Source organism: Frankia sp. R43 (assembly GCF_001306465.1).
Lineage (GTDB): Bacteria > Actinomycetota > Actinomycetes > Frankiales > Frankiaceae > Parafrankia > Parafrankia irregularis.
Map to the genome: position 1 here is coordinate 282,149 of NZ_LFCW01000005.1, position 24,766 is coordinate 306,914.

Here is a 24,766-nt window from a genome sequence, read left to right on the forward strand (position 1 = left end):
CGGCTCTTTCCGCGGCGCCCGCCCTGGCCGCGCCGGCGTCACCGCCACCTGACCGCGTGCCCACCGCCGCCGGATGTTACTGGCGTCATGTGAGCGGCCACTGGGTCTGGGCGGCCGGAGAACGGCGCTGGGTGCCCCCGCGATCCGTCTGGGTCTGCGGGCGCGGGTGATCCCGGGCCCGGTCGGCGGCCCACCCGCCGACCGGGCCAACCGCCCGTTCCCCAACCGCGCCTCGCCCGTTCTCCGACCACCCCTCGCCCGTTCTCCGACCGCCGCCCCCGACCGCCCACCCGCCGGCGGAACCTGCCACCGGAACCGCCTGCGTAGGAGCCACCGGCGGCGATACGGTCAGCTGCGCCGCGTCGCCTGCGGCACAGGCGAGCCGGAGGCGCCCGCACATGCAGGTCCAGACACCGCGCCGAGACCAGCGGCCCGCACCGACACACGCGCGGCGCACGACCGCGGTCCGCACGGCCACCGACCGCACGACCGCGAAGCCCGCGGCCACCGAGCCCACCACCGCCGACGGCACGACCACCGTCCACGCCACCACCGACCGCACGGCCACCGACCGCACGGCCACCGACCGCACGGCCACCGACCGCACGGCCACCGAACCCGCGGCCGTGGAGGTGTTCCCCGCGATCGAGGACTCGGCCGGCGGCGGCCCCGGGCCGGACGAGCAGCGTCGTGGGCGCGGACGACGGCTCAGGCAACGGCTTGCGCGATGGCGTGCTCGGCGGCGCGAGCGGCGCCGAGGGCGGCGGCGCTCCTCAGCCGACGCCGACGACGGATGCGACGCTCTCGACGCGTGTGACGGTTGTGACGCCTGCGACGGTTGCGACGGATTTCCCGCCTTTCTCGCTCTGTCGACCTGGTTCACCGTGCTGTCGACGCTGGCAGCCGCCGGTGCCCGCCTTCGCTTCGGCCACACCGCGGGCACCGACCACACCGGACAACACGCCAGCCACGCCAGTCACGCCGGACGCACCGGTGGGTCCGGCGCGCGGTCGGCGTCCGTCCGCGGTGTGCTCGGGGCCATTCACCTGTACCAGCGGTTCGGGTCGCCGCGGATGCGGGCGCGGTGCCGCTACACGCCCACCTGCAGTGCCTTCGCCGCCACGGCGATAACCCGCCACGGGCTGGCCGACGGAGCCGCCCTGACCGCACGCCGGCTGCGCGGCTGCCGTCCGGGGGTCGTTCCGGGCACCGCCGACCCGGTTCCCTAAACCCAGGCGGAAGCAGCAGCGGCAGCGGTGACGGCCGGCAGGCCGCGGGCGGCGACGAGGCCGTGTCGGTCTTACCTCGCGGGGAAGAACCACAACATCGCGGGATGTGAGGGGACAGGTGGTCCGACCTTCCTCCCGTGCGGCCGCGTCGTCGTCTGCTTCGAGGGAGGTCCCATGCCACTCCTGGCCGACAAGGTTCTCGATCTGCCGTTTGATGTCGTGCCCGACCCGGAGGAGTTCATCCGGGCGGCGATGGAATGGCATTTCAACCCCGCGACGGGCTCACCGTTCTGGCTGCGGCGAGCGGAGTCCCTCGGGTTCGACCCGCGGGCCGAGATCCGGTCCCATCATGATCTCCGACGTTTCCCGAACGTCCTGCCCGACCTGCGGGACGTCCACGCGGAGGATCTCATTGCGCGGGGGTACGGCGACCGGCCGGACGTCGCCGGGTTCTTCGAGAGCGGCGGCACCACCGGCGCACCCAAACGAGTGGTCCTCATGCGGGAGTGGCAGGACCGCCTGCTACGCCTCCACGAGGACATCCTCGACCGGCACGGCATCCCGCGTGGGCTGAACTGGCTGGGTGTCCTCCCTTCCGGGCCGCACATCATCGGCGCGCTCTTCCGGCTGATCACCGAGCGGCACGGCTCGTACGTGTTCACCATCGACCTCGACCCGCGCTGGGTGAAGAAGCTCATCGCCCAGCGGCGCCTCAACGACGCCGACGCCTATGCCGAGCACATCATCGACCAGGCCGCCGACATCCTGCGCCGGCAGAACGTCGGCGCTCTCAACATCACCCCGCCGCTGCTCGAGCGCCTGTCCCGGCACCGCGACCTGGTCGACCTGGTGAACGAGAAGGTGCGCGCCATCATGTGGGGCGGCGCCCACATGGACGCCGACACGCTGGCGCTGTTCCGCACCGAGGTGTTCCCCGAGACGATCTTCCTGGGCCAGTACGGGAGCACCATGTACCTGGGCTCTGCCGCCGAGCGGCCGAACCTGCCGGTGGAGGCGCCCTGCATCTTCGACCCGTACTCGCCGTACCTCACCTTCGAGGTCGTCAACCCGGACACCCTCGAGCGCGTCGGCTACGGGGACCGGGGCCAGATCCTGGCCAGCCACGTCAGCAAGGGCTTCCTGCTGCCAAACAACCTCGAGCGGGACATGGCGACCCGGATCAAGGCGCTCGACGGCACCGTCGGTGACGCGGTCGCCGACGTCGCCCCGGTCGCGACCTTCGAGAACGAAGCCGTCATCGAGGGGGTCTACTGATGACGTCTGCGGTCAGCTCCCCGGTCGAGCTCGCCGCTCTCGGCCCGGCCGGCGAATATCGGACCAGGAACCAGCAGGCGATCATGGATGTCGCCGGTGCGCAGGTCGCCCAGCTCAGTCTCGTGCCCCCGCTGTACGTCCACCGCACGGTCAGCCAGCTGCGCGCCGCCGACGCCCTGCCCGTCGACGCCTGGACGGAGATCCTCGCCGACGCGGCGAAGCTCTTCGCGAGCGCGACCATCGGCGGGCTGACCGTCGGGGAGTACCAGCGGCTGGTCAGCCGCGTCGGCGGGCTGCCTATCTCGACCGTGCGAGGGGCGACGAGCTCCACCGCCGAATGGATCACGAAGGCCGCCGACACCGTGGCTCGGGCCTGCCCGGTGGGAACAGCCAGCGACTGGCGGGATCCGTCCACCTGGCGTGGGCGGGCGGTCTGGGCCCGCCGCGGCGAGGTGTTCGCGGTCCACGCCGCGGGAAACCATCCGGGCACGCATGCCCTGTGGCCGGAGGCGCTCACGTTGGGATACCGGATCGCCGTCCGCCCCTCGCGCCGTGACCCGTTCACCCCCCACCGGCTCATCACCGCGCTGCGCCTCGCGGGCGCGCCCAACGACCAGGTGGCGCTGCTGCCCACGGACCACGGCGGCGCCGACGCCATCCTGCAGGCCGCCGACCTCGGGATGGTCTACGGCGGCGACGACGTGGTGAGCAGGTTCGGCGCCGACCCGACCGTCCTCATCCAGGGGCCGGGACGGTCGAAGATCCTCATCACCGCCGACGCCGACTGGCGTGATCACCTGGATGTCATCGTCGACTCGGTGGCCCGCGGCGGGGGCACCGGCTGCGTCAACGCGACCGCGGTGTTCGTGGAAGGCGACCCGGCGCCACTGGCCGAGGCCGTCGCCGACCGGCTGGCCCGCCTGCCGAGCCTGCCCCCCGAGGAGGACTCCGCCGCCCTGCCTGTCCAGCCACTGGCGAGCGCCCGGGTCGTCGAGGAGTACCTGGCCCGCAAGGCCGCCGGCACCCGCTCCTGGCTCGGTGGCGACGGCATCGTCGACGAGCTCGGGGACGGCAGCGCGGTGCTGCGGCCCGCCGTCCACGAGCTGGACTCGCCGACCGCCGCGCAGGCGGGGATCGAGCTGTCGTTCCCCTGCGTCTGGATCGCTCCCTGGACCCCCGACGCCGGCATCACCCCGCTGCGGGACTCGCTGGTGCTCACCGTGATGACCCGGGACGGCCGGCTGATCGACCACCTGCTGAACGAGCCGACCATCCGGAACGTCTACCTGGGCGACCAGCCCACCGTCTGGATGGCCGCGGGCGTCCCGCACGACGGGTACCTCGCCGACTTCCTGATGGAGAACAAGGCGTTCATCCGGAGCTGATCGAGACCGGAACGAGACCCACGCCACGCTGATCGCCCCGACGCCGCGGGACGCGATAGAAGGGGAGCTATGGGAGCGAAGTACGACCCGGCGCGGATCCAGCTGGCGAACTACCCGTTCGCCCTCACCATGCAGCCGCGTTTCGGTGACATGGACAGCCTCGGCCACGTGAACAACGTGGCCATCGCGGCGCTGTTCGAGGAGGCCCGCATCGCGATGAACCGGGCCCTGCTCGGCGCGAACCACGGCGGCCTGCCCCACGAGCGGCGTCCCCTCCCGGTGGTCGCAGCCCGGGTGGAGATCGACTACCTGGGAGAGGTCGCCTACCCCGGTACCTACGAGGTCGGGGTCGGGATCGGCCGGCTCGGCAACACCTCGATCCTGCAGGTGTGTGGGCTGTTCGAAGGCGAGACCTGCCTGGCGCTGTGCGACACCGTCATCGTGCACCGGTCGGAGAACGGCCCCGCCCCGGTACCCGAGCGCGTCCGCGGTGTCCTGGCGTCCATGTCCTTCCCCGCCTCCGCCCAGGTGCCGGCCGGCTCCGACTCCTGACCACCGATGCAAATTCTTTATCGATAGGTAGGGGGCCGGCTGCGCCCACTTGGCCGGCGGGCGATGATTCATCCTGGGCGGCCGTTTTCGCTCGTCGCGTCAAGCTCGACGGTGGCACATTCCCCGTCGAGATACGAATGCGGCCGCACCTCATAACGGCGGCCGGTCGGACTCGTCCACCGGAACACCCCCGGCCGAGGCTGGACCACCCGCCACCGACTGTGATGACGCACCCGATGATGCCGCCGACACAACGGCCCCAGATTCTCCACCAGCGTCTTCCCACCCGCGGCGTACGGCCGAGTGTGGTCCAGATCGCAACGCCACGCCCCACGGGTGCAATGCGGAAACGTGCAACACGGGTTCCGGACCTGCACATGACGCCTCTGCCCCGGACTCGGATACCGCCGCTCTCCCAGCTCCACCAGAGAGCCCAGCCCATCGGTGAGCATCCGCCGCCACGTCGACGCAGGCCGTGACGCGATCTCCCGCGCCACCACCGCGGGAATCGGCCCGTACCCCACCAACTCACCGGGATCGGCGTCCAGGCCGAGCAACGTCCCGATCGGAACGATCACCTGCACATCCGCACCTGCCGCACCCGCCGGCCCGGGCTGCCCGTACCGGCCCAGGATCAGATCCATCAACGTGTCCGCACGCACCTCATCCCGACTCCGACCGTCCTCTTCGGCCCTGTCCACGATCGTCGCGTCGGCGATCCGTTCGATCCGCTTCCGGCAGGCCAACGCGCCGTCCGCGGGCAGCAACGCCCCCAACACCGCCATCCCGTCCTCCTCCGGCTCCACCCACACCCGCCGCTCCCGACACCGCTCCTCAGACCGCCGCGCCGCACCCTCCGGATCGATTTTGATCACCCCCCGGCGGCACGCCGCCGTGAACGACCTCCGATGCGCCCGCGGCCCCTTCGCGAGGACGTGGTCCACGACCCGGCCGGCAAGCCCGACATCCAACGGGGCGGTCGCACGCTCCAACGACCGCAGCCGCGGCAGGTCCAACACCCCCGCCGCCAACGCCTCCAACCCGACCGGGATCCGGCGGACCACCTGATCGGCGAAATCCAGATGCCACTCCGCCGACCCCGTCGAGATCCGCATCAACCCCGCCACCTCACCCGCCACCACCGAACCGAACAGACCCAGCTCGTCATAGCCCTCCGGCGGCCGGGCCGCGGCAAGCTCCGCCTGCACCCGGATCGCCACCGCCTGCGCCGCCGCGATCCCCGCCACCGCCACCCGAAGCCGCTCCAGACACTCGTTCAACCACCCCTCGAACACCCGATGAGCGACCGGAACCCCCTCGCCGTCGCCTTCCACCGGCACACGGGACACGCTGGCCGGGTCGGTGCGGGTCGAGCGGGTACTGGAAGCCATGGCACTGCCCTCCGGTCCGGAAACACACACCACACGATCGAACGGGCGTTCGATCACAAGGGCGATGCTAAACCGGAAAGCGGGAGTGAAGACCGGGCCGGAGAACGGAGGACACAACGAGTTCACCGGCCACCCAGACCGCCTTGACAGACAGACGCCCCAGCCGGCAACCTCGCATTCCCAGATCAGCCAGAAGACCACCGCCGACGAGCGGTTTATCCGCAAATCCGTGCGGCCGATATGCCGCACTGTGAGGTCACCAGCCATACCCAGACGTGACATCCAGAGGCATCATGAAACCAAGAGAGTCAGCGAAATCAATGTATTATAGAAGTAGTAGAATAGGCACGGAACGGGCGAGAACTCGGGTTCTTCACCCGGGTTTCAACGCCCGTCCGTATCCCAACCCCGCGGCCAGCCGTAGCGCACGGCGGCATCGGCCTGGGCGCCTTCGACGAAGTCGTTCTCCCGGCGGATCACCAGGTCGTCCCCCACCATGTGGAACGACGCCGCCACGCACGTGCGCGCGTTTTCCGGCGCGTTGCCCAGCCGGATGGTGAGCTGCTCACCGGTCCGCGCGGAGACAACCACCGACGGCCGTAGCAGCGCCCACTCTGGCGCACGGTGCAGGCCATAGGCGTATACGAAGAACCGCTTGAAGGTCGCGAGCGTGCCGAGGTCAGCGAAGATCGTCTGCTCGTCGCGCTCGTCGCCCCCAACGAGCCGCAGGACCTGGCGACCGGCACGCCCAGTGCCGGTCGCCGTACCGGCGCCGTACTGCTGGATCACCCCGGTCTCGCCATCCAACGCCTGCCAGAAGCACCCGAAATGGATGTTTCCGGGGCGGGGCAGGCCCGTCCGCGTCGTCAGCGGGGTCCAGTTCAGCGACACTGTCATGGCACCGCCGGTTCCCCGTTGCTCGCCGGTCCAGATGGTGGCGGGATGCTCCTCGTCCAAGGTGCTGACACGCTCATGGCGCTGGCGGTAACGAGACGAACGCTCGCTCACCTCGATGGTCGCTGGCCTTGGGGCGCCGTCCTTCTGGCTGAGGTCGAGCGGCGACGGCGCGGACTCCCGCGGTGACGACGGGTGCGCGCCGGCTGGGACGGCGCTACTTGGTCTGGCTGCCGGACCCTGGTGCCCCGCAGCAGGTGCCTGCGCGGTACCCGACGGACGGAGCGTGGCTGGCGGCGCAGGCGAGGATACGGGCAGCGGTGGCGCAGACGGCGATGCAGGCGTCGCCCGTGCGGACGGCTGCGGGGCAGGCGCGGGCGGAGACGGAGCAGGCGCAGACGTAGACGCGAGCGGTGTGGGTCTGGCCGGCTGCGGTGACGCGGAGGGCCGCGGTGGTATGGGCGACGGCGCTGGGGGTGAGGCCGCCGGGGGTGAGGCCGCTGGCGGACGTCTCGCCGCCTCCAGGTGGTCGGCCACCTTCCGTCGGCTGTGGGATCGGGAAAGCCGACTCACGAACGAGGCCACCTCCCCCGGCCTGGCCACTGGCAGTTCATCCGGGTAGCCGGCGCCACCCGCGGTACCTACGCCACCCGGCGAGCCGGCACCACTCGGGGAGCCGGCCAGGCCCGCCATCCCGTCCGTGTAGCCCTCGCCGACCGCCCGGAACTTCCAGCCGGTCGGATGCCGGTACAGCTCTCCGAAGACGAGCGCGGTCTCGTAGCCGGTCTCGACCGTGAAGGTGTAGCTGACGATCTCGGTGCCGGTGGCGTCGTCGTACAGCCGGATCGAACCGTGCGGCACCGAACGGAAGCTCCGGCCGGATCCGGAGGCGGCGTAGATCGCGGCCGCGAACTGGAGTCTGGTGACCGTACGTGGCACGGCGGCGAGGGTGACGACGACCTCCTCGCTCCCTCCGCCGGCGGGCTGCCTCGGCAGGGGCGACACCCCGATCGGCTCCGTGGGATTCGGCACCTGGCTGGTGAGGAGCAGCTGCGATGTGGGCTCCGCGTCATCCACCAGGACGAGTACGCCGTCGACCTCAAGCCACGCGCCAGGCCCGCCGTCAGCCCGAGCACCACTGCCAGCCCGAGCACCACTGCCAGCCCGAGCACCACTGCCAGCCTGAGCGCCACCATCAGCCTGAGCACCGCTCCCGAAGCCAGCCCCGGCGCCAGCCCCAGCTCCGCCCCCGGTCCCAGCCCGGGCCCCGAATTCGGGTGCGGCGCCGCTCCAGGAGGTCACGACACGGACACGCTCAATCCCGGGTGCTTCCTTCGCCAGCAGCACGTTGCCGCCGCGGGGCAGGGTCGCCGTCAAGAGTCGAGATCCGATCGGCGGAACTTCGCCTCCAGGAACCGGGCCTGGATCGCCAGTTTCGCGGCGTCCCCGGAGTAGACGGAGTCCTGGAGTTCGATGGCACCCTCGTCGAGGAGCTGCAGCTGGCGCACCAGGTCCTCGGCGGGGGTCGTCCCGGTGATGCCCGGGCGGTCGGTGTACTGCGATGGCAGCGCCAGGAAGTCGTCGAGCGCCCGCGGCAGGTAGTCACGGACGATCATGGTCAGGTAGCGTAGCTCCTCGTCGCTCGCCGACCTGGCCTCGACATATACCAGCAACGGCCGCACGACGTCGTCGATGTCGCGCACGGTCGGCACCGCGCCGGGCGGGAGCCGCCCCCCGTCGGCGTTCGCTCCGGTGACAATCGCCGCGAGCTCCTTGCGCAGCTCGGCTGCCCGCCCTGCGGGGGACGTCTGCGCGTCCTGTTCGGTGTCTTCTTCGGCGCGCCCGCCACGCCGCCGGAAGATCATGCTTCCGGCCCCGGCCGTGGGCCCGCCGTCACTGGGGCGGGCACCGGTCAGCCCTCGCCGTTGTGGGCCCGCTCCAGGTAGGCCTTCGAACGGCCGACCTGCGTTTCCAGCGCGGCGACGGTGGTCGCGAGGCTGTCGACCGCCTTGACCTTGTAGGTGTCGATCGCGTCCATCGTCGCGAAGACGTTGTCGAACGCCTTCTGCAGCGTCTCGACGTCCACGGTGCTGGATGAGGCCTGTTCCTGGATGCGGCCGGACTGTTGGCGCAGCAGCTCGCTCGTCGACAGGATCATGTTGTTGGTGGTCGCGTTGAGCGCCGTGATCTGGTCGAGGACCAGCTGCTGGTTGGCCAGGGCCTGAGCCACCATCACGGCGGTGCGCAGGGCGGCGACGGTCGTGGACTGCGCCCGGTCGACGCCCTTGATCAGCTCGATGTTGTTCTTGCGGACGAGGTCGAGGGCCAGGTAGCCCTGCACGCTCACGGCCAGCTGGGTGACCAGGTCCTGCTGGCGCTGGCGGATGGGGAACAGCGCGTCGGAGGTGAGGGCGTCCGCCGTCGCCGGGTCGGTGATCCTGATCTGGTCGATCCGGGCCGAGACGGCGCTGTCGAGAGCGCGAGCGAGCGTGGCATACTCGGTGATCTTGCCCATCGCGGCCCAGAGCGTGGCCTTCTCGTGCTCGATGGCTGCATTGTCCTTGCGCAGCTCGTCCTGACCCGAGCCAAGGGCACCGATGATCGCATCGAGCTGCTTCTGCGCGGACTGGTAGCGCTGGAAGTAGCGGGCGATCTTGTTCCCCATCGGGACCACGCCCAGCAGCTTGCGGGCGCCCTTCAGGTCCGCCTTCCCCGGATCGAGGTCGGTGACCGTCTGGCGCAGCTCGACCAGGGTGCCGGCGACCCGGGCCTGGGCGTCCGCCCCGGCCCGACCGCCCCGGGACCCGCGGCTCGACTGCAGCGCCGCCGCCGGCCGGTCCAGCATCCGGCTGGACACCCGCGCGCTCGCCACGATCTCCCGCTCGCCCATCCGGGTGATGTCGTTGATCTTGGACTGGAAGGCGGGGCTGCGCGGGTCCTGCGCCGCGAGATCGGCCGCGAACGCCGCGGCGCGCTCCCGCAGCGCCACCTTGGTCGCCTCGTCGAGCGGGACCATGCTGTCCACCTGGTCGTCGGCGACGACGGGCACCGGGGCAGGCGGCACCAGCTCCAGCACGCCACCCGTGGCAGCAGCCCCGGCGGAGGCGGCACCGGCCCCCGAAGCCGGCGTGCCACCAAGGTCCAACGAGTCCGACACGGCGTCCCCTCCCCGACATCCGCCGGGCAGTAACCCTGCTCGGCCGGCGTGGCCCACCACAAACCGGATGAAGTGGGCCGCACGAAGTGTCTGCCACCTTCGACCCTACGCGAAATGCCTTGTCGACCAGCGGACTCAGGCGATGCCCCCGAGCCCTGCCACGACGTCCGTCCAGGTACCGATGGAAGGCGCGCGGGCGGTGCTCGTCAGGTGAGGCGGGTCTCGTCCGCCTTGTCGTAGGGACGGATCTCCGCCAGGCGCCCTTCCCGCAGTTTCGTGGTCCAGGCGGGTTCGGAGAGCACGGCCCGGCCGAGCCCGACCAGGTCGAACTCGCCGCGGGCGAACAGCTCCAGCAGCGGGGCGAGGCTCAGCGACGCGGCCGCGCCCTCATGGTCGCCGCGGAAGGCCGTCGGCACCCCGACCGAACCGATGGCGATGGTCGGGAGGCCGGACAGGTGTTTCGTCCAGCCCGCGAGGGTGCGCGGTGAGTCGTCGAATGCCGGCAGCCAGTAGCGGCGGGTGGACACGTGCAGGGCACTGACGCCGGCGCCGACGAGCGGGGTCAGCAGCGTGTCGAGATCGTGGGGCGTCTCGGCGACGACCGCGTCGTAGTGCCCGCCCTTCCACTGCGAGAACCGGTAGATCACCGGGTAGTCCGGGCCGACCTCGCCGCGGACCGCCGCGACGACCTCCGCCCCGAGGCGGGCCCGGCCAGCCAGGCTCCCGCCGTAGCCGTCGGCGCGACGGTTGGTGAGCGACCAGAAGAACTGGTCCAGCAGGTAGCCGTGGGCACCGTGGAGCTCGACGCCGTCGAAACCGACCCGCCGCGCGTCCGCCGCGGCACGGGCGAAGGAGGCGATCACCGCGTCGATCTCCGCCGTGGTCGCCGGCTCCCCGGCCACGGCGCCGTCGGCCCGCAGGCCGGACGGGCTGAGCACCGGCGCCCGCGGATGCGGCGGTGCCCCGGGCTCACGAACGGCCCCGAGATGCCACAGCTGGGGCACAATCCTCCCGCCCGCCCCGTGCACGGCTTCAACGACCCGGCGCCAGCCGGCCAACGCGTCGTCGCCGTAGAAGCGCGGCACCCGGTCGCTCGTCCCGGCCGAGGGATGGTCGACGTAGGTGCCCTCGGTGACGATCAGGCCGAGGTGCGCGGCCCGCCGCGCATAGTAGGCGGCGACGTCCTCGCCGGGCACACCACCCGGGGAGTGCTGGCGGGTCATCGGCGCCATCACGAAGCGGTTGGCCAGCTCGACGCCCGCCAGCGAGAACGGCGTGAACAGCGGCGCCGCATCGGTTCCGTCCAGCAGTCGCGCGCTGGCCTCCACGGTGGAAAAGCGCTGCGTCGCAGAGCTCGGTGCGGCAGGGACAGGGCTCGATGACAGAGTCACATCGCGTTCAAGGTTGGTGCGGGCCCCCGTGTTCCGTCACGAAGCCGCGGACGTGGCGGCAGACACGGTGGCGGCGGACACGGTGGTGGCGGCAGACACGGCGGCGGCGGCAGACACGGCGGCGGCGGCAGACACGGCGGCGGCGGCAGACACGGCGGTGGCCAGCGGGGCCGTCGGATGGCCGATGAGCCGAGCCAGGTCACCGGTGGTGATCAGCAACCGCCCGGCGCTGATGGCCCGGTCCGCGTCGGCGAGGACGGCCGCGACGGGCGCGGGAACACCGGCGCCGGTCAGGACTGCCTCCAGCTCCGCCTGGGTGACATCCCGGTACACAACCGGGCGGCCGGAGTGCGTGGCGACCTGCTCGGCCAGCTCCGGAAGTGTGAAGGACGTGTCGCCGCCCAGCTCGTACACAGCACCCTCGTGCCCCTCGCCGGCGAGGACCGCGGCGGCGGCCTCGGCGTAGTCGGACCGGGCCGCCCCGCTGATCCGACCCTCACCGGCGCTGCCGACGATCACACCGGTCTCCAGGTAGACCGGGATCTGGCTGGTGTAGTTCTCGAAGTACCAGCCGTTACGCAGGAAGGTGAACGGGACACCGAGCTCGCGGATGCCCTCCTCGGTGCCTCGGTGCTCCGCGGCCAGCAGCAGGTCGGTGGTGTCGGCGTAGGGAGCGCTGGTGTAGGCGACGAGCGCCGCACCGGCGTCGCGCGCGGCCCTGGCCGCACCGACGTGCTGTTCCACCCGACGGCCGAAGTCCGTCCCCGAGACGATCAGCACCTTCTCCGCGCCGGCGAAGCCGGCCGTGAGCGACGCCGCGTCGTCGAAGTCGATCCGCCGGACGTCCACACCCTGCTCGGCCAGCGCCGACAGCGCGCCCACATCGCGTGTTCCCGCAACGATCCGCCGAGGGTCGACGCCTCGCGCCAGCAGGTTCTCCACGACGAGACGGCCGAGGTTGCCGCCGGTTCCGGTAACGACGAGGGACATCAGATCTCCAGGTGGCTGCGTTTGCGTTGCCGCGTTACCGCATCGCTGCATCGCTGCGTTGTCAGGGCGCGGCCGCGCCCATCCGGACTCTCCCGCAGATACTTCCCATCGCACAGTACCCACCTTCAGGTAAGGTACTGACCTTATGGTTAGCACACAGCTCACCGACCAGGCCGACGGACAGATCCGGACCGGCGAGCCAAGCCAGAGCGCCGAACACACCAGCGACCATTTCGGCGAGCTCCGGTCCTACTTCGCGGACGGCGTCTTTCCCTCGTCATGCCCGACCAGGACTGTCCTGGATCATGTGATGAGCAGGTGGGGCGTCCTCGTCCTGCTGACTCTGGCCGAGCGCACCCTGCGCTGGGGTGAGCTGCGCCGCGCTGTCCAGGGGGTGAGCGAGAAGATGCTCGCCCAGACCCTTCGGACACTGGAACAGGACGGGCTGGTCCACCGCGAGGCGTTCCCCGTCATCCCACCGCATGTCGAGTACAGCCTCACCGACCTCGGGAACGATCTCGTGCTCCGCCTGGCACCACTGATGACCTGGATCGCGCGGCACGCGGACGAGATCGTGGCCCGTTCGGCGCAGCCCACCTGAGATCTCGGCAGCGCGGACCGGCGATCACGGTGAAGGCGAAGACCCAGGCAAAGGCTGAGGCTGTACGTATCGGTCTGGTGGCGTTTCGTGGCAGGCTATACAGCTATGGGCACGGGGGCCCCAGGCGGTGGCGTGGATGTGTTTGTCTCCTACACAGGGGCAGACGAGGCATGGGCGACCTGGATCGCCGCTGTCCTGGAAGCCGAAGGTCAGGCGGTCCGGCTGCAGGCGTGGGACTCGCCGGCCGGGGCGAATGTCGTCGCCTGGGTCAACGAGCAGATGACCATCGCGACCCGCACGATCGCGGTCTGCTCGCAGGCCTATTTCACCTCCCACTGGTGCACCCAGGAATGGACTGGTGCCCTCGCCGGCAACGGCCTCACCCCACTGCGAGTGGAAAACTGTGCGATGCCACCGGTGCTGGCCCCCATCGCCTGTCGCGATCTGCACGGTGTCGACGAAGCCACCGCTCGGCGCCGGCTGATCGAAGCCGCGGGCCTGGCCCGCCCGGCCCGCCGCTCTGACGGCTTCCCTGGGCACGCCGCTCCGCAGGTTGGGGCCGTGTTCCCCGGCGGGACCCCGCCGGGGAACACTCCGATGGGGCCGGGGTGGCCGCTGGAGGAGGTGAGCGACCCGTTCAGGCTGGAAGTCCATCGCGCCGTCGCCACGACCGCCGCCGGTGTGCCGGTTCTGCCGGTGTATGTGCCCCGTGAGCATGACCGCCAGCTCGCCGAGGTGGTGGCCCGGACCGCCGACGAGAAGATCAGCCAGATCGCAGTGCTGGTCGGCGGATCCTCCACCGGGAAGACCCGCGCCTGCTGGGAGGCGGTCGGCCTGCTGCGGGGTCGTGGCGAACCGTGGCGGTTGTGGCATCCCATCGACCCGACCCGACCCGAGGCAGCCCTCGCGGACCTGGCGCGGATCGCCCCGTACACCGTGATCTGGCTGAACGAGGCCCAGTTCTACCTGGCCCCGGACGCTGGCGGCGACCAGGTCGCCGCAGGGCTGCGGAACCTGCTCCGCGAGCCAGGGCACGGCCCGCTACTGATCCTGTCCACCCTGTGGCCTGAGCATTGGGACGCCCTGACCACCCGTCCGCACGCCGCCCGACCCGACCCGCACGCCCATGCCCGAGAGCTCCTCGACGGGGCCCACATCATCCGCCTACCAGACGCTTTCGCCGGAGCCGACTGGGAAACGCTGGCCGGTCTGGCCGGCAGCGACCCTCGCCTGGCCGAGGCCGCCACACATGCCCGTGACGGGCAGATCGTCCAGTACCTGGCCGGGGCCCCGGCCCTGCTCGACCGCTACCAGCAGGCACAACCCGCCACCCAGGCGTTGATCCACGCCGCGATGGACGCCCGTCGTCTCGGCGCCGGCCCGCATCTTCCCCTGGCCTGGCTGGCCCAGGCCGCCCCCGGCTACCTCACCGACACCGCCTGGGAACAGGCGCTGCTCGCGGCCGAGAGGACCGGCGTCGACTGGCTCGACCATGCCCTGGACTACGTCACCCCCGCCAACGGCATCCCCGGCGTTCTCACCCCTGTCCTCAGCAACACTGCCCGTAACCAGCGCACGCCCCGCACGAGCAGCAGCACTGGGCCGGAACGGAGGTACCGGCTGGCCGACTACCTCGACCAGCACGGACGCCGTCACCGTGCCGGCCACCTCCCGCCGATCGACTTCTGGACCGCCGCGGCCGCCCACGCCCGCCGCTCCGACCTCGACACCCTCGCCTACGCCGCCTGGAACCGTGGCCTCTACCGCGACGCCACGCAGCTCCACAAAGACGCCACCACCCACGGCAACCCGCACGCCGCCCATGCCCTCATCACTCACCTGAACACCCTGCACCCCACCGACCACCGCCCCGCCGGTCACGCCGCCGCCCACGTCGCTCTCGACGACCCGGCCGCCGTTGCCGCGCTGCTGGACAGGCTGCATCAACTGGGGGCGAGGGAGCAGACAGCGACACTGGCCACGCGAGCCGCCGCACACGTGGCCCTCGACAACCCGTACGCCGTGGCCCGACTGCTGGAAAGGCTGCGCGAGCTGGGAACGGCGCGACAGATGGCCATGCTGCTGGCCCGCGACCCCGCCGCGCACATCGCTGTCGACGACCCGGTCGCCGTTGCCGGTCTGCTGGATGGGCTGGAGGAGGCGGGGGCGGGAAGACAGACACTCATGCTGCTGGTCCGCGACCCCGCCGCGCATGTCACCCTCGACGACCCGGACGCCGTGGCCCAGCTGTTACACAGGTTGCACCGGCTGGGTGCGGCGGATCAGACAGCCACGCTCGCCACCCGAGCCGCCACACACGCAGCGCTCGACAACCCGGACGCCGTGGCCCGACTGCTCGACGGACTGGACGAGGTGGCAGCGGCGGAACAGACAGCCGCCCTGGCCGAACGAGCCGCCGCACACATCGCGCTCGACAACACCTACGCCATGGCCCAGCTGCTGGAAAGGCTGCACCGGCTGGGGGCAGCGGAACAGGCTGCCACACTCGCCACCCGAGCCGCCGCACACATCGCCCTCGACAACCCGGACGCCGTGGCCCGACTGCTCGACCGACTGGACGAGCTGCCAGCGGACGAACAGATGGCCACACTGCTGGCCCGCAACCCCGCCACACACGTCACCCTCGACGACCCGGTCGCCGTAGCCCGACTACTGGACACACTGCACCAGCTGGGAGCCGAGGAACAGACAGCCACACTCGCCGAACGAGCCGCCACACACGTGCCGATCGACAACCCGGACGCCCTCGCCCGGCTACTCGACGGCCTGAACGCGGCGCGGGCCGCAAATCAGACAGCCGTCCTGGCCGAACGAGCCGCCGCACACATCGCCCTCGACAACCCGGATGCCGTGGCCCGACTGCTCGACAGACTGGACGAGCTGCCAGCGGACGAACAGATGGCCACACTGCTGGCCCGCAACCCCGCCACACACGTCACCCTCGACGACCCGGTCGCCGTAGCCCGACTACTGGACACACTGCACCAGCTGGGAGCCGAGGAGGAGGTAGCCACGCTGGCCACCCGAGCCGCCGCACACGTCACCCTGGGCAACCCGGACGCCCTCGCCCGGCTGCTGGAGACACTGCACCAACTGGCCGCGACGGAACAGACGGACACGCTCGCCACCCGGGCCGCTACCCACACCCCCCTCGACAACCCGTATGCCCTCGCCCGGCTGCTGGATCGGCTGCATCAACTGGCCGCGACAGAACAGGCATACATGTTGGCCGAACGAGCCGCCGCAGACGTCACCCTCAGCAATCCGGTTGCTGTAGCCCAACTACTGGCCAGGCTCCACCAGCTCGGAGCCGAGGAACAGACAGCCACACTCGCCACCCGAGCCGCCACCCACACCCCCCTCGACAACCCGTACGCCCTCGCCCAGCTGCTGCACCGGCTGCACCAGGTGAGAGCGAGGGAACATGCAGCCACGCTGGCCACCCGAGCCGCCGCACATGTCGCTCTCGGCAACCCGGTCGCCGTAGCCCAACTACTGGCCAGGCTCCACCAACTCGGAGGCGAGGAACAGACAGCCACACTCGCCACCCGAGCCGCCACCCACACCCCCCTCGACAACCCATACGCCCTCGCCCAGCTGCTGGACCAGCTGCACCAGCTGGGGGCCGAGGAGGAGGTAGCCACGTTGACCGAACAGCTACCCGCCGCGGGGCATTTCGATCAGTTCCTTACCGTCAGGGATCACCGGGAGCGCTTCCGGTTTGGGCGGGAGCCCGATCACAGCCCCGCCGCCCCCTGGTCATGGGATGACCTGGAATAGCCCCAGCGCACTCGCCGCACTGCCGGCATGAACTTCGAGGAGACTCCGGCAACATGCCACGCCGCTGGAGAATCCTGCGGTGTGTTCCGCGCAGGGCTACTGGTCGCGCAGGGCGGCGAGGACGTCCTCGGCCAGCTCGGGACGGCAGATGAGCAGGTCGGGCAGGTACGGGTTGGCCTGGTTGTAGACCAGCGGGGAACCGTCGAGGCGGGAGGTGTGCAGGCCCGCTGCGGCGGCGACCGCGACAGGGGCGGCCGAGTCCCACTCGTACTGGCCGCCGGAGTGGGCATAGACGTCCGCCTCGCCCCGTACGACGGCCATCGCCTTCGCCCCGGCGGAGCCCATGGGCACCAGGGTGGCGTCCAGCCGGCTGAGCAGGTGGTCGACGCAGGCCGGCGGACGGGTCCGGGACACGACCAGGCGAATGGGCCCGGGCTGCCGCGGCGGCAGCACCGGGGGTTCACCGGTGTGCAGGACGAGACCGCCGGCGGCCGGCAGCGCCACGGCTCCGAGGACTGCCCGGCCACCGACGGCGAGGGCGACGTGGACGGCCCAGTCCTCGCGGGGCGGCTCACCGTACTCGCGGGTGCCGTCGAGCGGGTCGATGATCCAGACCCGCTCGCGCTGGAGCCGTTCGGGGCTGTCGGCGCTCTCCTCGGAGAGGACGGCGTCGGCCGGCCGGGCCGCCGCCAGCCCGGCCAGCAGCAGCTCGTTCGACTGCCGGTCACCCTCGGCGCCACCCTGATCGCGGATGGCAACCAGATGCGTGCCGGCCTGGGCGGCGAGGGCCGCGGCGAGGCCGTGGTCGTCCAGGTCAGCCAGGTCAGCCAGGTGAGTCAGGCCGGCCAGGTTGGCGGCCGAGGTCGGGGGTGTGCTCACGATGCCTCCGGTGGGGTCAGGATGCCGGTGCCGCGCAGGTAGTCCACGACCGTCTCAGCCGCGGTCTCGGCCGAGACGGACCCGCTGGCGTCGAGCACGATCTCCGCGTTCTCGGGCGCCTCATACGGCGAGTCGATGCCGGTGAAGTTCACCAGGTCGCCGCGGCGGGCCTTGGCGTAGAGCCCCTTGCGGTCGCGGGACTCCGCCACCGACAGCGGCGTGTCGACGAAGATCTCGATGAACTCGCCCGCGCCGAGCAGCTCGCGGGCCATCTGGCGCTCGGCCCGGAACGGGGAGATGAACGAGGCCAGGACGATGGTGCCGGCGTCGACCATCAGCTTCGCGACCTCGGCGACCCGGCGGATGTTCTCCACCCGGTCGGCGTCGGTGAAGCCGAGGTCCTTGTTGAGGCCGTGGCGGACGTTGTCGCCGTCCAGCAGATAGGTGTGGAAGCCCTGGTCGTGCAGGCGCTTCTCGACGAGGTTGGCGATCGTCGACTTGCCGGCGCCGGAAAGCCCGGTGAACCACAGCAGCGCCGGCCGCTGGCCCTTCTGCCGGGCCCGCGCGGTCTTGTCGACCTCGACGGCCTGCCAGTGGACGTTGTCGGCGCGGCGCAGCGCGAAGTGCAGCAGCCCAGCCGCCACCGTCGCCCGGGTGAAGCGGTCGACGAGGATGAAACCGCCGGTGTCACGGTTGGCCGTGTACGGGTCGAACGGGATCTGCCGGTCGAGGTTGATGTTGGCGACGCCGATCTCGTTGAGCTCGAGCGTGCGGGCCGCGGTGCGTTCCAGGGTGTTGACGTTGACCTTGTACTTGGGCTGCGCGATGGTCACGCTGGTGGTGCGGCTGCCGATCTTGAGCAGGTAGGGCCGGCCCGGCAGCATCGGCTCCTCGCTCATCCAGACCAGGTGGCATTCGAACTGGTCGGCGATGCCCGGCGGGTCGCCGGCGGTGGCGATGATGTCGCCGCGGCTGACGTCGATCTCGTCGGTGAGGGTGAGGGTGATCGACTGGCCGGCGATCGCCTCGTCGAGGTCGCCGTCGGCGGTGACGATCCGCTCGACGGTGCTCTCCTGGCCCGACGGCAGCACCCGGACCCGGTCGCCGGGACGCACGCTGCCGCCGGCGATCTGGCCGGAGAAGCCGCGGAAGTCCAGGTTCGGGCGGTTGACCCACTGCACCGGCAGCCGGAACGGGCCGGCGTGCAGATCGTCGGCGATCTCCACGGTCTCCAGGTGCCCGACCAGCGTCGGCCCGGTGTACCAGCCGATGTTCGGACTCAGCTCGGTGATGTTGTCCCCGCGCAGCGCCGACATCGGGATCGCGACGATGTCGGTGAGGCCGATCTGGGCGGCGAACTCGCGGTAGTCCGCCTCGATGGCGTCGAAGACGTCCTGCGAGTAGTCGACGAGGTCGAGCTTGTTCACCGCCAGGACGACGTTGCGGATTCCCAGCAGCGACACCAGATAGCTGTGCCGGCGGGTCTGGGTGAGCACACCCCGGCGGGCGTCGATGAGGATGACGGCGAGGTCGGCGGTGGACGCCCCGGTGACCATGTTGCGGGTGTACTGCTCGTGCCCGGGGGTGTCCGCGACGATGAACTTGCGCCGCTCGGTGGAGAAGAACCGGTAGGCGACGTCGATCGTGATGCCCTGTTCGCGTTCCGCGGCGAGCCCGTCGACGAGCAGCGCGAAATCGAGCCCGTCGCCCTGGGTGCCGACCTTCTTCGAGTCGTTTTCCAGCGCGGCGAGATGGTCGGAGAAGACCAGCTTCGAGTCGTAGAGCAGCCGGCCGATCAGCGTGCTCTTGCCGTCGTCGACGCTGCCGCAGGTGATGAACCGCAGCATCGACTTGTTCTCGTGCGCGCGCAGATAACCCTCGATGTCGGCCGCGACGAGGTCGTTGGTCGCGTGCGCCATCAGAAGTACCCCTCCTGCTTCTTCTTCTCCATCGACCCGGAGGAGTCGTGGTCGATAACCCGGCCCTGCCGCTCCGAGCTCGTCGTCAGCAGCATTTCCTGGATGATCTCCGGCAGGGTCGCGGCATTGCTTTCCACCGCGCCGGTGAGCGGGTAGCAGCCCAGGGTGCGGAACCGGACGCTGCGCTGCTCGGGAACCTCACCCGGGGCCAGCGGCATCCGGTCGTCATCCACCATGATCAGCGCTCCGTCGCGTTCCACCACCGGCCGCTGGGCGGCGAAGTACAGCGGGACGATCGGGATCTGCTCACGGTAGATGTACTGCCACACATCCAGCTCGGTCCAGTTCGACAGCGGGAACACCCGCACGCTCTGGCCCGGGGCCTTGCTCGCGTTGTAGAGGCGCCACAGCTCGGGGCGCTGTGCCTTCGGATCCCACCGGTGCTGCGCCGACCGGATCGAGAAGACCCGCTCCTTCGCCCGGGACTTCTCCTCGTCCCGGCGGGCCCCGCCGAACGCCAGGTCGAAACCGTGCTTGTCGAGGGCCTGCTTGAGACCCTCCGTCTTCCACATGTCCGTGTGCGTCGCGGAGCCGTGGTCGAACGGGTTGATCCCCCGCTCGACGCATTCGGGGTTCTGGTGGACCAGCAGATCGACACCGAGGTCGGCCGCGATCTTGTCGCGGAACTCGTACATCGCCCGGAACTTCCAGGTCGTGTCCACATGCAGCAGCGGGAACGGCGGCCGGGACGGATAGAAGGCCTTCATCGCCAGGTGGAGCAGCACGGAGCTGTCCTTGCCGACGGAATAGAGCATCACCGGTCGCTCGCTCTCGGCGACCGCCTCCCGGAAGATCTGAATGCTCTCCGCCTCAAGGCGCTGCAGGTGTGTCAGTCGGCCCATGCCGGGGTTGCCCTTCTCCGTCCGTGCTCTCCGTGCCGGCGCGTCCACGCGGTCGGTCTGGCTCATCGCTGCGGTCCTTCGTCACGTCCGGTGACCGTTGCCGGTCGAGGCTGTCGGGGCTGTCGAGGCGGATCGGCGTCGGCGGCCGGTCCGGGATCGGCGGCCGGTCCAGGATCGGCAGCCGATCCCAGCGAACCAGCAGCCGGCCGGGGTGGGCCGGCTGTGGTGAACCTCGTCCCAGCCGGATCCACGGCCCAGTCCGCGGGGCAGCCCCATTCCTCCTCGTACACAAGCTCGGCCAACGGCCTCCGGCGCACCGGGCCATGCCGGCCCGCCGGCCGGCCCAGCGTGATGGTGCCGGCGATGAACGTGCCGTCGGGAACCCCCAGCAGGGCCCGCAGCTCGGCATCGACGGCGAAGTTCCAACCAGTGAACGCGCCACCATATCCGAGCGCGCGGGCGGCGAGCAGAAGATTCTGACAGGCCGGATACACCGACGCGCCCTCGGACGGCGTCGGCTCACGGTAACGCACCAGGCACGGCAGGATCAGCACCGGAATCCGCTCGAACCCGTCGACGAACTGCTGGAGGGCACGGGCCGTCCGGGCCTTCGGCGAGTCGGCGACGCCGCCGGAGCCGCGGTCGTAACCGTCCGCCTGGCGCTTCCCACCCCAGGCCCGCCGGGCGGCCTGCCCGATCAGCGCCTTCGCGGCCTGGGCCTTCGGGCCGTCTGTCAGCACGACGAACCGGAACGGCTGGCGGTTGGACCCGCTGGGGGCCCGGGTGGCCGCGAACAGGATGGTCCGCAGGACCTCCCGGGGCACCGGTTCGTCGGTGTAGCGACGGATGGCCCGCGTCGTCGTCAGGCCCTCCAGCAGGCCCACCGTGTCCACCGGAAGCTCGGTGCCCGCCTGAAACACGGTGTCCGTCTGAAACACAGTGCCCGTCTGAAACACGGTGTCCGCCGGAAGCCCCGGGGGCGCCGTAGGCGCCGGGCTCTCCCCCGTGGTCATCGGTCAGACCCACCTGTCCGCTCGCGGTGCATCCGTCCATCCTCCCGCTCGGTCGCCGCGCCCGTCCGACTGGTTCGTTGTTATGAAGCAACCACGGGCAGGCACTTCCATCCCCTCGGCGTGGATGTGTGGTCCAACACCGTGCCTTCGCGGTCGATGTCCCGGTCGGTCCAACGCCACAGCACCTCGCCGAGCACCACCCGGCCTTCCATGCCTGCCGGCGAGGTGCCCAGGCAGAGGTTCGAGCCACACCCGAAGGCCAGGTGACGGTCGATCCGCCGGTGGATGTCGAACGAGTCCGGGCCCACGAAGTGGCGTTCATCACGGTTCGCAGCGGAATTGAGCAGCGGCGCGGCGCTGCCCGCGGGGACGGTCTGACCGCGGTGCTCGACCACGCGGGAGACCGGGGCCCGCACCGGCGACCCGCGACCCGAACCGCAGCGCCTCGTCGCGGGTAAGCCCCCAGAGGCGGCCGCTGCGGCTGCGCCTGCGGCGATCAGCAGAAGTCGGAGCCGCCGTCGACATTGACGTTCGCGCCGGTCATGTAGGTGTTGCGACGTGAGGCGACAAAAGCGATCACCGCACCTATCTCGGATGGCGCCCCAGCCCGCGGCAGGTGCGCGGGGTGACCGAAATGCTCGGCAATACCGCTCATGACGGCCCGCAGGTCCCCGGGATCGATGCCGACACCGCGCGCCCAGGTGGCCAGCCCCTCGGAGGCGAAACTTCCGGGCGACACGGTGTTGACCAGAATCTCGTCGTCAGCCAGGGTCAGCGACAGGTTCTTGCTGATGCTGGTCACCATCGACTTGGCCGCCGTGTAGGCGATCAGGGAGGCGGTCTGACGCTTGGTCGAATGCGCTGAGATGTTCACGATGCGGGCCCATTCGGCAGCGCGCAGGAGCGGGAGGGCTGCACGTACGCAGCGCACCATGCCCAGGACGCCCACATCGACGGCGGCGAGCCAGTCGTCGTCGGTGAGCTCCTCGAACGGGCCCATCCGGTCGCCCTTCGGACCGGTGGCGTTCACCAGGCTGTTCAGCACACCCCAGCGGCCCCGGACCACGTCGAACGCGGCGGTCACCTCGTCCGCCCGGGTGATGTCGGCCTGCAGGGCGACCGCGTCGGCCGCCCCGAGCTCCAGCAGCCGCGCGACAGTTCGGTCGAGGTTCGCCCGGCCGCGGGCGAGCACTCCGACCTTCGCGCCTTCGGCCGCGAAGCACTCCGCGGCGGCCAGGCCCATTCCCTGGGTACCGCCCTGCACCACGACCGCGGCACCGGCTAAGCCAAGATCCACCTTGACCGCTCTCCCATCCGACAATCGAACGATTCGCCGACGAACAATGCGCGTGACGAACAATCTCTCCGGCGAGCGATCCGCCCGGACGAACCATCCGCCTGACGACCGATTCGCCCCACGACCGATGCGCCCGCCGACCGACACCCGAGGACCAGTTCACCCGAATGAATTTCGCGACAGCATGATGACACCAATATGAGCGTGCCCGCAACACCCGCCGAGAACGGGGGCCAGGCGCGAGCCCGTCGGCGCTACAACAGCCCGGTCCGCCGCGAGCGAGCCATCCAGACGCGGGAACGCATCGTCACCGCCGGCTCCGAACTGGTCCACGGGTTCCCGGTCTGGGACTGGAGCGACCTCACCTTCCGTGCGGTCGCCGAGCGGGCCGGAGTCGGCGAGCGCACCGTGTACCGCCATTTCCCCACCGAGGTCGACCTGCATGGTGCCGTCATGCGCCGGCTGCAGGAGGAGGCCGGCGTCACCTACGACAATCTCGGTCTCGACCGGCTCACCGAGATCACCGCGCGATCCTTCGCGACGCTCTCGTCCTACGCGGTGGCGCGCTGGGACCGCACCGAGCCGCACCAGCCGGCACTCGTAGCCGAGGACCGGCGGCGCCGGGACGCGCTCCTCGCCGCCGTTGCCCCGCACAGCGTCGGCTGGAGCGACGACGAGCGCGCGGCGGCGGCGGGCATGCTCGACGTCCTGTGGAACGTGCCGACCTACGAACGACTGGTCCGGACGTGGAACCTCACGCCCAGCACCGCGACCGAGGCCGTCAGCTGGGTCCTTGATCTGGTTGTGGAGGCGATCCGCGCCGGCCAGCGTCCCGGTGCCGGCCGGCTCGAGGCAGACCGGCACCAGCAGGCCAGCTCAGCACCGACAGACCCCGCTCAAGCCGGGCCAGAGCAGACCGAGCCGGGGCAGGCGGTGTCAGGGCAGGCGGTGTCAGGGCAGGCGGGCGTCAAGCTCGGTCAGGGCGGTCAGGGCGCCGAGCGGGAGTGAGACGCCGCCGCCGGCACGGACACCGGCCTCCACCGGGTTGACCCGGATCAGCCGGCTGCCCGCGACCGACTCTGCCAGCAGCCGCACGGTCGGCACCGCGGTGCCGGCACCGAGCTCGATCACGGCCAGCCGGGCATCGCCACCCCCGGCGAAATGCCCGTCGAGCCAGGACATGCAGGCACGCGTCGCCTGTTCGGTGCGTAGCCCGACCCAGTTCCAGTCACCGAACATCAGGATGTTCGGGCGGGCGAGCGAGCCACAGCGCGGGCAGCGGGGCAGCGGTTCCCGCGCCCGCATCGACTCCTGGTCGACCGCGACGTCGACGCCCTGCGCCGACCAGATGTCCGAGGTGCAGGGCCGCACGCACTGAAGGTGATGGATCGAACCGTGCACCTCGGCCACCTCGGCGATACCGGCCCGCTGGAACTGGCCGTCGACGTTGGAGGTGAACACCCACATGCCTGCCGGCAGCCGAGCGCCCCACCGGCGCAGGATGCCGAAGCCGGCATGCGGCACGGTCTCACGGTAAAGGGCGAGCCTATGCCCGTAGAAGCCCCACGCCAGGGCGGGGTCGGTGCCGAAGTGGGCCGGATCGGCGAGCTCGACGAAGGACAGGCCGAGGCGCGCGTAGGGCGGGTACGCCCGCCAGAACCCGGTGTCGCCACGGAAGTCGGGCAACCCGGAATCCACCCCCATGCCCGCTCCGGCGCACACCAGCAGCGCGTCCGCCTCGCCCAGAAGCTCGGCCGCCCGGTCCAGGGCATCGCGGACCTCGGCCGGCGGAAGTTCCCGCGACGCCGTCATCTTCGCCTCCAGTACCCGTCAGGTCATCGGCGTCCCCATCATCTCGGCCGGGGGCGGACCACTCACGGTCCCGCCCCCTCGATCGGGGCGTCCCCGGCCCCGATCCCATCGCCGCCGCGCCGACGCGCCGCCGCGCCGCCACGCCGCCGAGCCCACGCCGGACGCCCCATCACCGCGACCGGATTCACAATTCCAGCCCGTGCCATGCCGGCCCGTCGTACAGTCCTGGCAGAGTTTCATTCGGAGGGACACTCTCGGACGGATTCTGCGTGCCCATT

20 protein-coding genes are annotated in these 24,766 nt (G+C 70.9%); 7 read left to right on the forward strand and 13 right to left on the reverse strand.

Annotation, left to right across the window (positions count from 1 at the left end):
* Positions 1-398: 398 nt before the first annotated feature.
* The 4 genes from yidD to ACG83_RS22240 all read left to right on the forward strand — a co-directional run bounded on the left by yidD (position 399) and on the right by ACG83_RS22240 (position 4,441).
* The gene (yidD, locus tag ACG83_RS46115; RefSeq protein WP_200931355.1) at positions 399-1,229 is read left to right on the forward strand and encodes a membrane protein insertion efficiency factor YidD; all 831 of its coding nucleotides are present in this window, start codon (positions 399-401) and stop codon (positions 1,227-1,229) included.
* Between the two features lie 174 nt (positions 1,230-1,403).
* Positions 1,404-2,504 (forward strand): AMP-binding protein, encoded by a 1,101-nt coding sequence (locus ACG83_RS22230; protein ID WP_054568172.1) that lies wholly within the window; start codon positions 1,404-1,406, stop codon positions 2,502-2,504.
* On the forward strand, positions 2,504-3,889 hold the full coding sequence (locus ACG83_RS22235) for an aldehyde dehydrogenase family protein (protein WP_054568173.1): 1,386 nt from the start codon (positions 2,504-2,506) through the stop codon (positions 3,887-3,889). The genes ACG83_RS22230 and ACG83_RS22235 overlap by 1 nt, the downstream gene beginning before the upstream one ends.
* A gap of 69 nt (positions 3,890-3,958) precedes the next feature.
* Positions 3,959-4,441 carry a thioesterase family protein gene (locus ACG83_RS22240; RefSeq protein ID WP_054568174.1) on the forward strand — a complete coding sequence of 161 codons (483 nt, stop codon included), beginning with the start codon at positions 3,959-3,961 and terminating at the stop codon, positions 4,439-4,441.
* A gap of 68 nt (positions 4,442-4,509) precedes the next feature.
* Here the strand turns inward: ACG83_RS22240 and ACG83_RS22245 are convergent, their stop codons facing one another.
* The 6 genes from ACG83_RS22245 to ACG83_RS22270 form a co-directional block, all read right to left on the reverse strand.
* Positions 4,510-5,832: an HNH endonuclease signature motif containing protein gene (locus ACG83_RS22245; protein ID WP_054568175.1), complete on the reverse strand. Its 1,323-nt coding sequence runs from the start codon at positions 5,830-5,832 to the stop codon at positions 4,510-4,512.
* Between the two features lie 384 nt (positions 5,833-6,216).
* Positions 6,217-8,103, reverse strand: a complete 1,887-nt coding sequence (locus tag ACG83_RS22250; RefSeq protein ID WP_054568176.1) for a TerD family protein — start codon at positions 8,101-8,103, stop codon at positions 6,217-6,219.
* Positions 8,100-8,591, reverse strand: coding sequence for a hypothetical protein (locus ACG83_RS22255; RefSeq protein WP_054568177.1), 492 nt, complete (start codon positions 8,589-8,591; stop codon positions 8,100-8,102). Before ACG83_RS22255 ends, ACG83_RS22250 begins: the two co-directional genes overlap by 4 nt.
* A gap of 47 nt (positions 8,592-8,638) precedes the next feature.
* Positions 8,639-9,883 carry a toxic anion resistance protein gene (locus tag ACG83_RS22260; protein WP_054568178.1) on the reverse strand — a complete coding sequence of 415 codons (1,245 nt, stop codon included), beginning with the start codon at positions 9,881-9,883 and terminating at the stop codon, positions 8,639-8,641.
* A 206-nt stretch (positions 9,884-10,089) separates the two neighbouring features.
* On the reverse strand, positions 10,090-11,211 hold the full coding sequence (locus ACG83_RS22265; RefSeq protein WP_235498093.1) for an NADH:flavin oxidoreductase: 1,122 nt from the start codon (positions 11,209-11,211) through the stop codon (positions 10,090-10,092).
* A 99-nt stretch (positions 11,212-11,310) separates the two neighbouring features.
* Positions 11,311-12,264, reverse strand: coding sequence for an NmrA family NAD(P)-binding protein (locus ACG83_RS22270; RefSeq protein ID WP_083473457.1), 954 nt, complete (start codon positions 12,262-12,264; stop codon positions 11,311-11,313).
* A 145-nt stretch (positions 12,265-12,409) separates the two neighbouring features.
* Here ACG83_RS22270 and ACG83_RS22275 point away from each other — a divergent pair, with 145 nt between their 5' ends.
* Positions 12,410-12,865 carry a helix-turn-helix domain-containing protein gene (locus tag ACG83_RS22275; protein WP_200931356.1) on the forward strand — a complete coding sequence of 152 codons (456 nt, stop codon included), beginning with the start codon at positions 12,410-12,412 and terminating at the stop codon, positions 12,863-12,865.
* A 132-nt stretch (positions 12,866-12,997) separates the two neighbouring features.
* Complete coding sequence (locus ACG83_RS46120) at positions 12,998-16,666, forward strand: toll/interleukin-1 receptor domain-containing protein (protein WP_054568180.1); 3,669 nt, start codon at positions 12,998-13,000, stop codon at positions 16,664-16,666.
* Positions 16,667-16,762: 96 nt separating this feature from the next.
* On the opposite strand, the gene ACG83_RS22285 is transcribed toward ACG83_RS46120, so the two are convergent.
* The 6 genes from ACG83_RS22285 to ACG83_RS22310 form a co-directional block, all read right to left on the reverse strand.
* Entirely contained in the window at positions 16,763-17,479 is a 717-nt protein-coding gene (locus ACG83_RS22285) for a 3'(2'),5'-bisphosphate nucleotidase CysQ (RefSeq protein ID WP_054568562.1), read from the reverse strand.
* Positions 17,480-17,541: 62 nt separating this feature from the next.
* The gene (gene cysN / locus ACG83_RS22290) at positions 17,542-19,464 is read right to left on the reverse strand and encodes a sulfate adenylyltransferase subunit CysN (RefSeq protein WP_054568181.1); all 1,923 of its coding nucleotides are present in this window, start codon (positions 19,462-19,464) and stop codon (positions 17,542-17,544) included.
* The gene (gene cysD / locus ACG83_RS22295) at positions 19,464-20,366 is read right to left on the reverse strand and encodes a sulfate adenylyltransferase subunit CysD (RefSeq protein ID WP_054568563.1); all 903 of its coding nucleotides are present in this window, start codon (positions 20,364-20,366) and stop codon (positions 19,464-19,466) included. The genes cysN and cysD overlap by 1 nt, the downstream gene beginning before the upstream one ends.
* 62 nt (positions 20,367-20,428) lie before the next feature.
* Positions 20,429-21,259 carry a nitroreductase family protein gene (locus tag ACG83_RS22300; protein ID WP_235498094.1) on the reverse strand — a complete coding sequence of 277 codons (831 nt, stop codon included), beginning with the start codon at positions 21,257-21,259 and terminating at the stop codon, positions 20,429-20,431.
* Between the two features lie 200 nt (positions 21,260-21,459).
* A complete protein-coding gene (locus tag ACG83_RS22305) occupies positions 21,460-21,774 on the reverse strand; it encodes a cytochrome P450 (RefSeq protein ID WP_200931358.1) in 315 nt (104 codons plus the stop codon).
* 101 nt (positions 21,775-21,875) lie between these two features.
* Positions 21,876-22,676: an SDR family NAD(P)-dependent oxidoreductase gene (locus tag ACG83_RS22310; protein WP_054568184.1), complete on the reverse strand. Its 801-nt coding sequence runs from the start codon at positions 22,674-22,676 to the stop codon at positions 21,876-21,878.
* Between the two features lie 198 nt (positions 22,677-22,874).
* Here ACG83_RS22310 and ACG83_RS22315 point away from each other — a divergent pair, with 198 nt between their 5' ends.
* Positions 22,875-23,684: a TetR/AcrR family transcriptional regulator gene (locus ACG83_RS22315; protein ID WP_054568185.1), complete on the forward strand. Its 810-nt coding sequence runs from the start codon at positions 22,875-22,877 to the stop codon at positions 23,682-23,684.
* Here the strand turns inward: ACG83_RS22315 and ACG83_RS22320 are convergent.
* Positions 23,628-24,488, reverse strand: coding sequence for a Sir2 family NAD-dependent protein deacetylase (locus tag ACG83_RS22320; protein ID WP_054568186.1), 861 nt, complete (start codon positions 24,486-24,488; stop codon positions 23,628-23,630). The genes ACG83_RS22315 and ACG83_RS22320 overlap by 57 nt on opposite strands.
* Positions 24,489-24,766: the final 278 nt, after the last annotated feature.

Bases quoted from the DNA above. Each gene is read 5' to 3' on its own strand.
- yidD (WP_200931355.1), top strand. From the start codon at position 399: ATGCAGGTCCAGACACCGCGCCGAGACCAGCGGCCCGCACCGACACAC.
- ACG83_RS22230 (WP_054568172.1), top strand. From the start codon at position 1,404: ATGCCACTCCTGGCCGACAAGGTTCTCGATCTGCCGTTTGATGTCGTG.
- ACG83_RS22270 (WP_083473457.1), bottom strand. From the start codon at position 12,264: ATGTCCCTCGTCGTTACCGGAACCGGCGGCAACCTCGGCCGTCTCGTC.
- ACG83_RS22275 (WP_200931356.1), top strand. From the start codon at position 12,410: ATGGTTAGCACACAGCTCACCGACCAGGCCGACGGACAGATCCGGACC.
- ACG83_RS22245 (WP_054568175.1), bottom strand. From the start codon at position 5,832: ATGGCTTCCAGTACCCGCTCGACCCGCACCGACCCGGCCAGCGTGTCC.
- ACG83_RS22255 (WP_054568177.1), bottom strand. From the start codon at position 8,591: ATGATCTTCCGGCGGCGTGGCGGGCGCGCCGAAGAAGACACCGAACAG.
- ACG83_RS22315 (WP_054568185.1), top strand. From the start codon at position 22,875: ATGAGCGTGCCCGCAACACCCGCCGAGAACGGGGGCCAGGCGCGAGCC.
- cysD (WP_054568563.1), bottom strand. From the start codon at position 20,366: ATGGGCCGACTGACACACCTGCAGCGCCTTGAGGCGGAGAGCATTCAG.
- ACG83_RS22235 (WP_054568173.1), top strand. From the start codon at position 2,504: ATGACGTCTGCGGTCAGCTCCCCGGTCGAGCTCGCCGCTCTCGGCCCG.
- ACG83_RS22240 (WP_054568174.1), top strand. From the start codon at position 3,959: ATGGGAGCGAAGTACGACCCGGCGCGGATCCAGCTGGCGAACTACCCG.
- cysN (WP_054568181.1), bottom strand. From the start codon at position 19,464: ATGGCGCACGCGACCAACGACCTCGTCGCGGCCGACATCGAGGGTTAT.
- ACG83_RS22320 (WP_054568186.1), bottom strand. From the start codon at position 24,488: ATGACGGCGTCGCGGGAACTTCCGCCGGCCGAGGTCCGCGATGCCCTG.